General features: G+C 63.2%; 12 protein-coding genes and 1 pseudogene. 9 read left to right on the top strand and 4 right to left on the bottom strand.

Annotated features, from left to right (window positions below; all coding sequences use genetic code 11):
• Positions 1 to 126 precede the first annotated feature (126 nt).
• Positions 127 to 1035 (bottom strand): annotated as a pseudogene (locus tag N1F91_RS25700) (IS630 family transposase); the annotation flags it as partial.
• A 488-nt stretch (positions 1036 to 1523) separates the two neighbouring features.
• Here N1F91_RS25700 and N1F91_RS25695 point away from each other — a divergent pair.
• The 8 genes from N1F91_RS25695 (at position 1524) to N1F91_RS25660 (ending at position 9350) form a co-directional block, all read left to right on the top strand.
• Complete coding sequence (locus tag N1F91_RS25695; protein ID WP_289996384.1) at positions 1524 to 2810, top strand: sugar transferase; 1287 nt, start codon at positions 1524 to 1526, stop codon at positions 2808 to 2810.
• A gap of 261 nt (positions 2811 to 3071) precedes the next feature.
• The gene (locus N1F91_RS25690; RefSeq protein WP_289996383.1) at positions 3072 to 3293 is read left to right on the top strand and encodes a hypothetical protein; all 222 of its coding nucleotides are present in this window, start codon (positions 3072 to 3074) and stop codon (positions 3291 to 3293) included.
• 139 nt (positions 3294 to 3432) lie between these two features.
• Entirely contained in the window at positions 3433 to 3771 is a 339-nt protein-coding gene (locus N1F91_RS25685; protein ID WP_289996381.1) for an FkbM family methyltransferase, read from the top strand.
• A 16-nt stretch (positions 3772 to 3787) separates the two neighbouring features.
• The gene (locus tag N1F91_RS25680) at positions 3788 to 5155 is read left to right on the top strand and encodes an oligosaccharide flippase family protein (protein ID WP_289996379.1); all 1368 of its coding nucleotides are present in this window, start codon (positions 3788 to 3790) and stop codon (positions 5153 to 5155) included.
• Positions 5156 to 5191: 36 nt separating this feature from the next.
• Positions 5192 to 6052 (top strand): methyltransferase domain-containing protein, encoded by an 861-nt coding sequence (locus N1F91_RS25675; protein ID WP_289996377.1) that lies wholly within the window; start codon positions 5192 to 5194, stop codon positions 6050 to 6052.
• 83 nt (positions 6053 to 6135) lie between these two features.
• Positions 6136 to 7362: a glycosyltransferase family 4 protein gene (locus N1F91_RS25670; RefSeq protein WP_289996376.1), complete on the top strand. Its 1227-nt coding sequence runs from the start codon at positions 6136 to 6138 to the stop codon at positions 7360 to 7362.
• Positions 7363 to 7376: 14 nt separating this feature from the next.
• Positions 7377 to 8279, top strand: coding sequence for a hypothetical protein (locus N1F91_RS25665; RefSeq protein ID WP_289996375.1), 903 nt, complete (start codon positions 7377 to 7379; stop codon positions 8277 to 8279).
• 426 nt (positions 8280 to 8705) lie between these two features.
• Complete coding sequence (locus N1F91_RS25660; RefSeq protein ID WP_289996374.1) at positions 8706 to 9350, top strand: UDP binding domain-containing protein; 645 nt, start codon at positions 8706 to 8708, stop codon at positions 9348 to 9350.
• Between the two features lie 87 nt (positions 9351 to 9437).
• On the opposite strand, the gene N1F91_RS25655 is transcribed toward N1F91_RS25660, so the two are convergent.
• From N1F91_RS25655 to N1F91_RS25645, 3 genes are all read right to left on the bottom strand, one after another.
• Positions 9438 to 10397: a GDP-L-fucose synthase gene (locus N1F91_RS25655; protein WP_289996372.1), complete on the bottom strand. Its 960-nt coding sequence runs from the start codon at positions 10395 to 10397 to the stop codon at positions 9438 to 9440.
• A gap of 5 nt (positions 10398 to 10402) precedes the next feature.
• Positions 10403 to 11485 carry a GDP-mannose 4,6-dehydratase gene (gene gmd / locus N1F91_RS25650; RefSeq protein WP_289996371.1) on the bottom strand — a complete coding sequence of 361 codons (1083 nt, stop codon included), beginning with the start codon at positions 11483 to 11485 and terminating at the stop codon, positions 10403 to 10405.
• Positions 11486 to 11692: 207 nt separating this feature from the next.
• Positions 11693 to 12808, bottom strand: a complete 1116-nt coding sequence (locus N1F91_RS25645; protein ID WP_289996370.1) for a CaiB/BaiF CoA-transferase family protein — start codon at positions 12806 to 12808, stop codon at positions 11693 to 11695.
• Positions 12809 to 12898: 90 nt separating this feature from the next.
• Here N1F91_RS25645 and N1F91_RS25640 point away from each other — a divergent pair, with 90 nt between their 5' ends.
• Entirely contained in the window at positions 12899 to 13678 is a 780-nt protein-coding gene (locus tag N1F91_RS25640) for an SDR family oxidoreductase (RefSeq protein WP_289996369.1), read from the top strand.
• Position 13679 lies beyond the last annotated feature (1 nt).

Genomic DNA, 13679 nt, shown 5'->3' with positions numbered 1-13679 from the left:
CCCCGTCAACCTCCAGCGCGTTCTACAAGTCCAGACCCACCCGCGGTGAAAGAGACGCCTCGACTGCCCGCGTACCATCGACCGGCGTCATCCGCGAAAGCGAACTCATGAATAAGACGGGCTAGCGGTCGTGTGCCAGCCGGCGCGGTCCAGGATCAGCACGGCATGCGCGCCCCTGGCGACGTGCCGGCTGATCTCGTCGATGTGTTTCTGCATGGCCTCGGTGTCGACATAGGGCATGGTTAGCGCCGCCCCCGTGCTCCGTGCGGGACAGATGGCGCCGAACAGGTAGGCCGAGGAGTAGCGTTGGTCGGCGGGCTGGCGGGGCCGGGTGCCGCGGCGCGCCCACTGCCGAACCACGCCGTTCGCAGGGAAATCGATCCACCGGATCGATTTCTCGTCCTGCTCACTCTGGCCGATACGGTTCGGCGGGAAATCGCGGGTCCATCCACGATTTCTTTTCCGCCTCACCATCCTGGAACCAGATCTCGACCGGCTTGTCCTTCGGCAGGTCGGCGAGGTGGGCGCTCAGCGTGCGCGCGAAGTTTTTTTATAGGCCTCGACGATCTCGCCATCCTGCGCCGGATGGCGCGGTCGCGCGCTGACGTGGGTGAAGCCCAACTGCTTCAGGAGCTTGCCGACATAGCGCTCGTGAAAGGTCACCCCGAAACGCTGCTCGATGACCCGCTTGAGATCGACGCGACGCCACCGCACCACGCCGTCGACCGCAAGGTCGGAACCTTGCTCCACGATCCGCGCAAGCTCTGCCTTCTGCTCGGCCGAGAGCCGCTGATTGCGGCCGGCGCGGTGGCCGTCGGTCAGCCCGTCCGGACCCAGCTCGTTGAAGCGATGCACCCAATCGCGCAGCGTCTGGCGATCCATCCCGCCGGTCCGGGCTGCCTCCTCGCGGCTCATCCCGGCCACCGCCGCCAGCGGCAGGAGCCGCCGGCTCTGCCGTACGTCCTTCGTCCGCCTCGCAGCCCGCCGCAAATCGTCGGCCGTGTAGTCCGCCCGCATCTTCACCGCTGATCCCATGGCGAATCTCCTTTCGCGACAGGGAATCACGAAACGGAGGCGGGCGGAATTGCGGAGAGTCTGCGGGAAGAGCCGTTGGTATTAGGTATTCTTCCGAGAGCAGTCTGTCAGACTGACCGGCCGATCAGTATCACCGAAAATCGTCCCGCGCAGGCCGTCGCACGAGAATTGCCGGCGTAGTGCCAAGACTTTCGGGATCGGATGGTTTGGTGTGCATCTTTTTTCGGCGCTTGGCTGGCGGACGAGCAACGAACTGGATGCTCGCCAAATCCCCTTGCGGCCGATGCTCATTTCTGCGAAACCCTGCAGACGTCACTCCCGGTCGATCACCCGGGAGTGCGGTAGCCGTGCAGCTAGCCACGGGCAGGCGGCACAAGAAAAAAGTCGAGAAACGAGTTGCTGAGAACAGTAGCCTAGATAAAAGCACCCATTGCGGTCGGCTCCGGAGGGGCACATGGACTGATCGCGAAAGCAGTGGAGAATCCGGGTTGATCTCGATCCCAATGACGGGACCTGTCGTTGCGCCCCCACGACACCGGTTCCTGCGCGTCCGCTATCAGCTTCTCGGAGGCCTGCTATTCGCAGTCGGGCTGCCCGTCCTTCTTCGTAGCCTCGACGGGACGTGGGTTCTCGCAGCAGAGACGACGCAGAACACGGTTCTCGCCGCTGTCTGCGCCCATGTCCTCGGCTTCCTCGCCTTCCGGCGGCTCGGCAGCTTTCCAGGCGTCGCTGCCGCGGGCTTCATCCTGCCTACCTTCGCGCTCACCTATGGGTTCATCTTCGCAGTCATCTTCTTCTTCCGCATCGACTACAGCCGGTTTCAGGCTGGCGGCAGCTTCATTCTTTCGACCCTTTGGTATTTCGGCTGGAGCATTGCGGCGCGGCGTGTCGTGCGGCACAGACTCGCCATCGTGCCGGGCGGCAGCGTAGCGGGCATCGAGCGTATCCAGAACGTGGCCTGGCACTACCTCTCGTCTCCGGATCAGGCGCTGCCGGGCATAAACGGCATCGTTGCGGACCTCAGGGCCGATCTTTCCGAGGAATGGGAGCGCTACATCGCCGACGCCGCCTTGGCGGGAATCCGGGTCTACCACGTCAAGCAGGTGACGGAATCGCTGACCGGGCGGACCGAAATCGAGCACCTGTCCGAGAACACGCTGGGCTCGCTCAATCCCGACCAGTTCTACCTGTCGTTCAAGGAACTGGCCGACCGGCTAGCCGCCGTGGCCGTGCTGGCGCTGCTCGCCCCGCTCTTCGCGGCGATCGCGCTCGCGATCCGGCTGGATACACCTGGGCCGGTCCTCTTCCGCCAAAAGCGGATGGGCTATCGCGGCAAGGTCTTCACTGTCTACAAGTTCCGCTCGATGCGGGTGGGGCCGGCCGGGGAGGGCGGCCGCGAGCACGCGATGACGCGCCCGGGCGACGGCCGGATCACGAGGGTTGGCCGCTTCCTTCGCCACTCCCGGCTCGACGAGCTGCCGCAGGCGCTGAACATCATTCGCGGCGAGATGAGCTGGATCGGGCCGCGGCCGGAAGCGCTCTCGCTCTCGAACTGGTACGAAGGCGAACTGCCGTTCTACCGCTACCGGCATATCGTACGCCCGGGCATTACCGGCTGGGCCCAGGTCAACCAGGGCCACGTGACGGAGGTGGACGATGTGCTCGAGAAGCTCCACTACGACTTCTACTACATCAAGAACTTCTCGCCCTGGCTGGACTTGGTGATCTTCCTACGGACCATCCGGGTGATGGTCAGCGGCCATGGTGCGGTATGAAGGGCGGCCGCGGCCACGGCGCACGTGACAGGCCGCGGCCTCGGCAATCGTGCCCCGGAGTTTGCGTTATCGGGCGTTTGGGGAAAATCGGATCAATAAAAGGGCAGGAGATCGCCCGCATGGGCGTGACGCACCCCTCGTCCGGGCTGACACTTGAAGAGGTGTCCATATGGGATTGAGCCAGACGCTGCGCTTCATCGTGAAGCACCCCATGACCGTGGGCGTCCGGTCTCGGCACTTGCGCGGTTCGCCAGGTGGCAGGTGCAGAGCCGTCTGCAGGACGAGGTCATTATCGACTGGATCGACGGAGCCAAGCTTGCCGTCCGGCGCGGTATGATCGGCGCCACCGGCAACATCTACTGCGGCCTGCACGAATACGTCGACATGCGCTTCGTGCTCGACACGCTCCAGCCCGGAGATCTCTTTGTCGATATCGGGGCGCCTGTAGTAAGCTACACGGTCCTGGCCTCGAAGGTCCGTTGAGCGCGGACGATCGCTGTGGAGCCCGATCCTGATACCGCGCGAGCACTGCACCGCAATATCGAGCTGAACGAAATCGGCGGCAGGGTGCGCGTGGTCGAGGCCGCACTTGGCACCAAGGAAGGCACGTTATCTTTCAACCGTGGGACAGGACACCGTCAATCGCGTCGCGCGAGAGGCAGAAGGGCAGACCCGGCAGGTCCCCCTGAAAACGCTCGACGGCGTCCTCGGCGGCGAGGTGCCGAGGATCATCAAGGTCGACGTCGAGCGGTTCGAGGCGGAGGTCTTCAAGGGCGCGATACGGACACTCGGCGATCCGCGGCTCCGGGCGATCATCACCGAAGGGCAGGACGGAGGGGTTCTGGGCATGCTGCAGCCGGCGGGGTTCGAGCGGAAGATGTACTTTCCGGGGGGCGGGGCGCTGGAGACCGGTCAGAGCGTCATGTCCAGCAACGCCCTGTTGGTTCGCGCACTTGTCTGAGCAACCGGCCGTCCAGATGCTCGCTTCCGCCATCGTCCAGAACGTCACGATTGCCGAATCGCAAGTCCAGCGCATGACTGACCTCTCCATCCGCCCCCTGCCCTCTATAGCCCGCCGCATAGCCCACGGCAGCTTCTGGACCGTGCTGGGCACGGGCACGGGCCGTGTGTTGAACCTTGTGGCGATGATCTTCGCCGCGCGGCTTCTGGGGACGGAGGGGTTCGGCGGATTCGGGCTCGTGCAATCGACACTGGGCCTGTTCGGGATGTTCGCGGGCGCCGCCCTGGGTGCGACGGCGACGCGGTTCATCGCGGCGACGCACCGCACCGATCCCGAACGCACCGGCCGGATCATCGGCCTCGTCACCGGCTCGGCCCTCGTCTCGGCGGCGCTGTTCGGGGTCGCGATGATTGCGCTCGCGCCCTGGCTGGCGCGGGCGGTCCTCGAGGACCCCGACCTGACCCTCGCCGTCGCGCTCGGGGCAGGTCTCGTGGGGATGGGCGTGCTGCGCGGGGTGCAGGATGCGACGCTGGCCGGGTTCGAAGCGTTCCGGCGGATCGCGGTCCTGCGCTTCGTCGAGGGGGCCGCGGCGCTCGCCCTTATCCCCCTGCTCGTGGCGCAGTTCGGGCCCGCAGGCGGAATCGCCGCGCTTGTACTGGCTGGCAGCATCGCCTTCCTGCCGGGGATGCATTTCGCGCGGCGGGAACTGCAGGCCCATGGGGTAGCGACGCGCTGGCGCGGGGCGTTGGCGGAGAGGCGACTGCTTCAGGATTTCAGCGCGCCGTCGCTGCTCGCCAACAGTGTAGCGACGCCGGTGCTCTGGATTTGCATGCTGATGCTGAGCCGCACACCGGACGGGCTTGCCGAGGTCGGCATCTACAACGCGGCCTATCTGTGGCACGGGACGCTCGTCTTCGTGCCGATGGCCATCACCTCGGTCAGCCTGCCAATCCTTGCGCATGCCTGGGAAAAGGGAAATCGCGCCGCCTTCCGTCGGCTGTTCCTCAGGGTGCTGGCGCTCGGTACCTTGATTGCCCTCGTTCCCGCGCTGGCCGTCGCCGCGCTGAGCCCGCTGTTCATGTTTGCATATGGCGAGGGGTTTGAGTCGGGTTACCTCGTTCTCGTTCTGCTCGCTCTCTCAGCACCATTTCACGTGGCCACGAATATCGCGACGGCGGCGATCCAGAGCATGAATCGAGCATGGTTCCTTCCGGTCACCCATGTTGTTTGGGGCGCTGCTTTGCTGATAATCTCTACTCTTGCGATCAGTTCCCACGGCGTGGAGGGGCTCGCCCTCGCCTTTCTGACAAGCTATTGCTTGCTCGCAGTGTTAAAGATTTTACTGATAATGTTCTTAATTCCCGTACATGGCTTTCATGCTTGATTTTCAATTTTTGTCTGATCTGGAGGCAGTCTCTCAATGCAGCTCGAACAGCTGATGTACTTCATTCAAGGATTTGCAGGGGGCTTCGGTACAAAGCCGGTATGTCCTAGCTGTGCCAGTCAACAGGCAGAAGGCATAGATCGGAAATACTTCCACCAACTCCTGAGATGTACCAATTGTGGTCTACTTTTCCGCTTTCCTCGTGAGACTGAGCGCGATATGGTCCGCTTCTATCAGACAGGTTACCAGCAATCGGGCCTGACTACCGATCTGCCCGATGATGAAACGCTCGCGACCCTGATGACGTCAAATTTCGTAGGTACAGCGAAAGATTTCACTAGGTTCATTGATCTCTTCGGGGTTCTCTCAATTGCCCCTGGGGCGAGGGTTCTAGATTTTGGTGCGAATTGGGGGTACGGGATGCACCAATTTCAGAATGCTGGGTTCTCCGTGACGGGCTTTGAGGTCTCTGTGCCACGTGCAGCATTCGGTGAGAAGCTCGGTCTCAAGATTCATACTATTTGGTCAAATGTGGTCAGTGCGTCGCCATTCGATGTGGCTTTCTCGGCCCATGTGCTTGAGCATACACCGGATCCGGCAGAGGCAATCAAACGTCAAATCTCTGTCCTCAAGCCGGGTGGCTATCTCATAGCTGTGTTTCCGCATGGATCGCCAATTTACCGTGACAGCGACTTTGAGGGGTTCCATAAGCTTTGGGGACGGGTGCACCCAGTGCTTCCTACTGTTGAATTTCTAACCAATACCCTCCCTTCATCAAATTGCTTCATCGGAGCCCTGACCGACGCCGACCTGAAGAGGATAGCGAGTTGGAATGGAACATCCAAATTCATCGGCGATACGACTCGAAGTGAGCTTCTTGTTGTTTTTCGTGCATGATCAGTAGATCTCAACGAGATCCGGCCTCCCCGCAGATTCCCGCAGATGTTGCGAGAGCTTCAGTCTCCGTCCTCGTGATTCAGATGGGCGCCCGCCGCGCCTACGAACTCGCCCGGATGCTTGAGGATCGCGGCGCGCTCGCGGCCCTGCACACCTCGACGGCCTGGCGCGAGGGCGAAACGCCGTCCCGGCTCTATAGCCAGTTCTTTGGAATGACGGACAGCATCGTGAAGCGGCGCACCGTGCTGGGCATTCCGGCGCACAAGGTCCGCACGATCTTCCTGTCGGAGCCGGTGGGCAAGCTCTGCGAACGCCTTGGGACGGGCCATCAGACCCGGTTCCGGGTAGAGGACTGGGTGCTCGGCCGGTCGGCCCGCAGGGCCGGGCTTGCGGGCGCCTCCGTCGTGCTCAACACCACCGGCAACGGCGGAACCGCTTTCCTGCGCTGGGCGCGCGGGCAGGGCGCGCGCATTGCCACCGACATCGTGATCACCCCGAGCGTGTACGACATCCTGGCCGAGGAACGGCGGCGCTGGCCGGGGTGGGAACCTGCGCCGGGTTTCGCGACCGACGCCGTCCGCTATCGCCGCCATATCGAGGAGGTGGTCGCGGTCTCGGATCTGCTGCTCAGCCCCTCGGAAACGGTAGATGACGGACTTGCCACCGTGACAGGGTTCGATGCGGGCAAACTCGCACGCGTTCCCTACGGCCTGGGCTCGGCCATCCTGCAGGCGGGTGCGCCGGTGCCGAAGCGCGTGCTGTTCGCCGGGCAGGCGGGGCTGCGCAAGGGCCTGCCCTATCTGGCCGAGGCTGCGCGTCTGCTCACCCCGCTGGGATACGACATACGCGTCGCGGGGACGACGCCGGCGGGGATCCGGGAGCGCCCGGACTGCGCGGCCCTGACGTTCCTCGGCCACCTGGGACCCGACGAGATGGCCCAGGGATTCCGAACCGCCGACGTCTTCTGCCTGCCGTCGCTGGCCGAGGGGATGGCGAGCGTGACGCTTGAGGCGCTTGCCTCCGGCCTGCCGTGCGTCGTCACGCGGTCGGCGGGCGCGCCGGTACGGGACGGGGTGGACGGGGCGATCGTACCCGAGCGGAACGGCCCGGCCATCGCCGCGGCGATCCGGGCCATCTGCGAGGACCGGCCGACGCGCGCCCGCATGTCCGAGGCCGCCCTGTGGACCGCCTCGGCGCATAGGCTGGAGGTGGTCGGCGACCGGCTTCATGCGGTGTTGGCGGGGCTGGTAGGGGCGCATGGTTCGGCGGACCTATCGCACCCGTGCCTGCCACCAAAATCTTTCAGGTGAAAGGGATAGATCAAGTGGAGCAGAGTGTCGTTTTTGCTTGCGCTCTGCTCAACATTTTATTGATGTTCGTTGCTTTTCGTAGACAGATGCTATTCGTTTTTTTTTCGGCATCTTTTTCATTCGCATATTTCATGTTGCGCCCAATTCTTGTATATCACGGCTTTTATTTTCGATACCGGGCTCTTTATCCAGAGTTTCTTTTGATCCCGCCATCATACTGGGGCATCGCAGCGCTTCTCGCTATTATCAATGTTGTCTTCCTGTTTTGGCTATACCTCCGCTTCGGAAAGCAAGAGCAATCGATCTGGGCCAACTGGACGCGGATTCCGGAAAGAAACCCTGACCGCGCAGGCTTTTTCGCTGCCATCCTTGCTGCATTATTTGTGCATGGAGAAGCTGCATACTACTTCTGCCTTGCCTATCTTATTGTCTACAAAGCTCGCGTATCTACAAAGCTTTCCGCTGCGGCCATAGTCATGATATTTGCTGTCACGACAGAAGATCGGCGCCACTTCGTTGGGGTACTCATTCTTGTCTTGGTTGCTTTGATCCAGGCCAACAAGAACAGCTTCACGAAAGCGTCGATATCGAGCCTCCTGACACGGACAGTATATCTGGCTATCGGAGTCATTGGCGTGATATTAATCGTCATACTGTCGATCTATTATCGCAGTCCTGAGAACCTACAATCAATCATGAACTGGCGCAATGCGACCGTCATTATCGAAATGCAGCTTGACTTCGCGCATATCCCCGAGGTCATGGTCAAGATGCGGATAGGCGGAGAAAGCAACCGATCCATTGGCAAGATTTTTCTGAAAAGTCGGGAAGACCTGCGCGCGTTGCGTCGACACGACGTAGGATCATTTGTCGCGCTATCTGCAAAAAATATCCGGAAGATAGTACAGTTTATATGAGAATGCGATCTGTGTAGAGAGAATGTTTTTATACCATCGCTGCCTTTCATGATGCGCGTGCGGGAGTGAATTATTTTCGGGGAGATGGCGTAGCGATTGGAAATATTCACCTCATCTTGCGAGGCCGGTTATTGGCTCGTCGACGACATGAGCGTCCTGCGCCGAATGCCGCGCTCGCGCTGATCTGCGAGAAGCCGAGCTTGTGCGGCATGTGAGCGTCTGCTTGACGCGGTCGCAGCCTTGCGCACATTGTTTCGGGCGCCGCGCGTTGCGGCACGGCGACACGAGAGGTGGCTCGGTCAGGCCCTGCAAGGTATGGACGGCTCGTCGTGGCGAAACTACCGGCCTCCCTTGTGTCCACGGCGATTCATCGCCATTCAGTGAACGCGCTATCGTAGGCCAGCCATCGAAACGGATTCGGGCGCCATGAACCATGAAGATCCGAAGCCATTCGCCTATGGCCTTTTCGAGAGGCTAGGCCGGCGCACGGCTGTCGTTGGGGTGATCGGCCTCGGCTACGTCGGCCTGCCGCTTGCTGCGGCCTGCGCGCGGGGCGGCTTCAGGACCATCGGGTTCGACGTCGACGCCTCCAAGGTCGAGATGCTGAACGGCGGGCGTTCATATATCGACGCCGTCGTGTCCAGCGACCTCGCCGTCTTGGTCGGTGACGGGCGGTTCCTTGCGAAGGGGGAATTCTCGTATTTGGCGGAATGTGACGTTGTCGTGATCTGCGTGCCGACGCCGCTGACCCGCCATCGCGAGCCGGACCTCAGGTACGTCACCGCCACGGCCGAAACCATAGGCATCCTCCGCCTGCGCGGCGCGCATGTCGACTACCACGATCCGCACGTGCCCGTGATACCTCCGACCCGCGAGCACGGTCAGTACGAAGGCGTCCGGTCGATCGAAATCACCGCCGAAGCGCTGAGGGGCTGCCACGCTGTCGTCGTCTCGACCGACCACGACGCGGTCGACTACGGCCTGGTCGCCGAACACTCCAGGCTGGTCATCGACACCAGGAACGTCTTCCGGCGAAAGGGGATCGAGTCCAGCGCAGTGGTCAAGTCCTGAGACACGGGCAAGAGCCTCCTTTGGGACTACGGCGCCTTACAGCGGCTGGCTGACGGCTTTCGGACATGCGGTTCAAGGCCGAAGCCATCATGCCGCGTTTCCAGGGTTGCGCTCGACGCTGCCCCCGGCGAGGAACGCCTGGTACGCCATGGCGATTCCCTCCTCCAGGCCGATGGTCGGGGACCAGCCGAGCGCCCGCAGCCGCCCGGCGCTCATAAGCTTGCGCGGCGTGCCGTCCGGCTTTGTGAGGTCATGTACGATGCCCCCCTCGTAGCCGACCGCCCTGCACACGAGCCTGGTTAGATCGAGGATGGTGACGTCCTCGCCGGAGCCGACGTTCACGTGCCCGTCGTCCGAATAGGAAGTCATCAGATGAACGCAGGCGTCGGCGCAGTCGTCGACATGCAGGAATTCGCGTCGCGGCGTACCCGTGCCCCAGACCACGATCTCCGGCGCGCCGCGGACCTTGGCTTCGTGCGCCTTTCGGATCAGCGCCGGCATGACGTGGCTAGACGAGAGGTCGAAGTTGTCGCCCGGCCCGTAGAGGTTCGTCGGCATCGCGGAGATGAAGTCTCGCCCATGCTGGCGCCGGTACGCCTGGCATAGCTTGATGCCTGCGATCTTGGCGATCGCGTACCACTCGTTGGTTGGCTCCAGCGGCCCCGTCAGCAGGGCCTCCTCGACGATCGGCTGCTCTGCGAACTTGGGGTATATGCAGGACGAACCGAGGAAGAGCAGCTTCTCCACGCCCGCGCGGTGCGCCGCATGGATGACGTTCGCCTCCAGGATCAGGTTCTCGTAGATGAAATCCGCCGGATAGCGGTCGTTGGCGAGGATGCCGCCCACCTTCGCCGCGGCGAGGAACACCACTTCCGGCCTATGCGCCTCGAACCAGCGCTCGACCTGGTCCTGGCGGGTGAGATCGACCTCGGCGCGCCCGGCAGTCAGGACCGTGCATCCCTCCGACGCCAGCCGCCGCACGATGGCCGAACCGACCATTCCGCGATGGCCGGCGACGTAGACCTTCTTTCCGGCAAGGGAAAACATGGATGTCAGGCGTCCTTCATCACCGTCGCGGTCTGCATGACCCTGAGATCCTCCTCTACCATCTCCCGGCATAGGTCGCGCACGGAAGTCTCGTGTCGCCAGCCTAGCTTTTCCTGCGCCTTGCGCGGGTCGCCGATCAGGAGGTCCACCTCGGTCGGGCGGAAGTAGCGGGGATCGACCTCCACCATGCACCTGCCCGAGAGAGCGTCAAAACCCTTCTCCTCGACGCCCGACCCGCGCCATTCGAGCCGGATGCCGACGTCCTCGAAGGCCCACTCCACGAAGGTGCGCACCTGCGTCGTCTCGCCGGTGGCGAGCACGTAGTCGTCGGGTTCGTCCTGCTGCGTCATCAGCCACATACCGCGCACGTACTCGCGCGCATGGCCCCAGTCGCGCCTGGCGTCGAGGTTGCCCAGGAAGAGCCGCTCCTGCTTGCCCAGCCTGATGGCCGCCGCCGCACGCGTGATCTTGCGGGTCACGAAGGTTTCGCCGCGAAGCGGGCTCTCGTGGTTGAACAGGATGCCGTTCGACGCGTGCATGCCGTAGGCCTCGCGGTAGTTGACCGTGATCCAGTAGGCATAGAGCTTGGCCGCTGCATACGGGCTGCGCGGATAGAACGGCGTCTTCTCGGACTGCGGCACTTCCTGCACCAGGCCATAAAGCTCGGACGTGGACGCCTGGTAGAAACGCGTCTTCTTCTCCATTCCCAGGATGCGGATGGCTTCCAGGAAGCGCAGGGTGCCGACCGCGTCGGCGTTCGCGGTGTACTCCGGGGTCTCGAACGACACCATCACATGGCTCTGGGCCGCAAGGTTATAGATCTCGTCCGGCTGGCTCTCCTGGACGATCCTGATCAGGTTCGTGGAATCCGTCATGTCGCCGTAGTGCAGGAAGAAGCGGCGGTCCTCGGCGTGCGGATCCTGGTAGATGTGCTCGATACGGCTCGTGTTGAACGAGGACGACCTTCTCTTGATCCCGTGGACGACGTAGCCCTTCTTGAGCAGCAGGTCGGCGAGATAGGCCCCGTCCTGGCCGGTTATCCCCGACACGAGCGCGACCTTGCGGCCTTCTGTATTGGCGTTGATCATCTTTGGGGGCCTGCCTCGTATCCGCTCCGTGGGTGGTCAAGCCACCCATATATTCACAGTTGCGCCGACACAACCTCGGCGCAGAAGACCCAGCAAATTAACGGCTTCTCTCGCAAACATCGTGCTTGCGAGATGGTCGATGCCGTCCTGGAAGAAGTTATTGTTACGGGCGCATGAAAGTAGGGGAGCTTGCCCCTTGGTGCGGAGCTATGGCCGCATGGTCTTCGGAGCCATTTCCTTTTCGGTGAATAGAGAAAGAACCTCAGGGAACGACGCGAACCCGGCTTCCCGTATTTTTCCATGGCACCTCGAGAAGCGCGGGGCAATGGCAGGCTGCAGAAGTTCTCCGACCCGGACGTGAGCACTGCGGGCCTTGTTGCCTGGATGCGACAGCGCTTCGGATATCGTCAGGACGGGAGTTACGCAGGCGTCCGTTCCTGCGAAATGCTCCGCCCAATCGTCCCGTGACCGGAGGGCGAACCGCCCGGCGATGAGGCTCGTGAGATCCTTCCATGAGGAACGGTCGTGCTGGACGATGGACGCTGGCTCCAGACCGAGCCCGGCAAGCAGCTGCTGGAAAAACTGCGGCTCGATCGCGCCGACTGCGACATGACGCCCATCGGCGCATTCGTAGCAGCGATAGAAGGGTGCGGCGCCGTCGAGCAGGTTGTCGCCGCGGGCGTCGCTCCAGCCGCCCTGCTGTCTAAGGGCGACGAACATGCTCATGAGGACGCCAACGCCGTCCGTCATCGCCACGTCTACGACGTCGCCGCGACCGGTGTCCCGCGCCGCAAGGACGCCCGCGAGGACGCCGGTCACAAGGAACATGGCGCCGCCACCATAGTCGCCGACCAGGTTGAGCGGCGGGGGAGGGCAGCCGTCCGAGTTGCCGATGGCGCCGAGGGCGCCCGAGAGGGCTATGTAGTTGATGTCGTGGCCTGCCGTTGCAGCCAGCGGCCCGGTCTGGCCCCAGCCGGTGCTCCGGGCATAGACCAGTCTTGGATTCCGGGCGAGGCAGGTTTCCGGGCCAAGCCCCAGACGCTCCATCACTCCTGGCCGGTAGCCTTCGAGAAGCGCGTCGGCATGGTCGACGAGCTCCAGCGCCCGAGCCACGTCCCCGGGCTGCTTCATGTCGAGCGTCAGGCGCATCCGCCCGCGGTGCACGATGTCCTCGCCGAGATTGCCGTGTGCGGCCTGGCCCCCCGGCCGTTCGAGACGGACGATAGTGGCGCCGAGATCCGCCAGGATCATGGACGCGAGCGGGACAGGCCCGATCGCGTCCATCTCGACGATCCGCACGCCTTCCAGCGGTCCGGCCATCATGCGTCTCCTTCCGTATGGGCTTGTTCCCTGCCGGTTGACATCCCGGGAACATGTGTGACTATCGGGTAACAATGGTGAAGGGCGAGGATAATGGCGGCGCGGGCGCTACGGGAAACGGGGGCACTCGTCGTCGGCGGAACAGCCGGGATAGGCCTGGCGAGCGCTCGGGCACTGCTTCGAGCGGGCGTGCCCCGGGTGGTCGTGGCGGGACGGTCGCCCGCGCGGGGCGAAGCCGTCCGCCTGTCCCTGGAGGAAGAGTTTCCGTCCGCGGAAATCGGATACCTTGCCGTCGACGCGACGAAGCCCGGCGAACTGGAGACGATAGTCGGGCAGGCCGTCGCGCGGCTCGGCCGCATCGATGTCCTGGTCAGCACCGCGGGAGGCGATCCGCGGCCGAGGCTCCTGCACCAGATTCCGCTCGATGCTCTCATGCCGACGATCGAGATGGTGGCCGGCGGCACGATCCTGCCCGCGCGCGCTGTTCTTCCGCACATGATGGAGCAGGGCGGAGGATCGGTGATCTGCCTTGCTTCCGACGCCGCCAAGGTGGCGACGCCCGGAGAAGCCGTCATCGGCGCGGCGATGGCTGCCATCGTCATGTTCTGCCGGGGAATGGCGTGGGAGGCAAAACGGAGCGGCATCCGCGTCAACTGCCTGACGCCGAGCGTGGTGTCGGACACGCCCCTGTACGGCCGGCTCAAGGAAGATCCGTTCTCGCGTAAGCTCTTCGCAAAGGCGGAGACCATGGCTGACCTCGGGGTCGTGACGGCGGCGGACCTCGCCGACCTCGTGGTGTTCCTCGCCAGTCCTTCCGCTGCGCGCATCACGGGACAGACGATCAGCGTCACGGGCGGCATCTCCGCGGCCTGAG

The sequence above is a fragment of the Aquibium sp. ELW1220 genome (assembly GCF_030398385.1).
Taxonomy (GTDB): domain Bacteria; phylum Pseudomonadota; class Alphaproteobacteria; order Rhizobiales; family Rhizobiaceae; genus Aquibium.
The sequence above is the reverse complement of the archived record's forward strand: the minus strand, read 5'-3'. Positions and strand labels throughout refer to the sequence as shown.

Coding starts and splice junctions, on each gene's coding strand:
- N1F91_RS25675 (WP_289996377.1), top strand. CDS start 5,192: ATGCAGCTCGAACAGCTGATGTACTTCATTCAAGGATTTGCAGGGGGC.
- gmd (WP_289996371.1), bottom strand. CDS start 11,485: ATGATCAACGCCAATACAGAAGGCCGCAAGGTCGCGCTCGTGTCGGGG.
- N1F91_RS25640 (WP_289996369.1), top strand. CDS start 12,899: ATGGCGGCGCGGGCGCTACGGGAAACGGGGGCACTCGTCGTCGGCGGA.
- N1F91_RS25660 (WP_289996374.1), top strand. CDS start 8,706: ATGAACCATGAAGATCCGAAGCCATTCGCCTATGGCCTTTTCGAGAGG.
- N1F91_RS25655 (WP_289996372.1), bottom strand. CDS start 10,397: ATGTTTTCCCTTGCCGGAAAGAAGGTCTACGTCGCCGGCCATCGCGGA.
- N1F91_RS25670 (WP_289996376.1), top strand. CDS start 6,136: ATGGGCGCCCGCCGCGCCTACGAACTCGCCCGGATGCTTGAGGATCGC.
- N1F91_RS25645 (WP_289996370.1), bottom strand. CDS start 12,808: ATGATGGCCGGACCGCTGGAAGGCGTGCGGATCGTCGAGATGGACGCG.
- N1F91_RS25680 (WP_289996379.1), top strand. CDS start 3,788: ATGCTCGCTTCCGCCATCGTCCAGAACGTCACGATTGCCGAATCGCAA.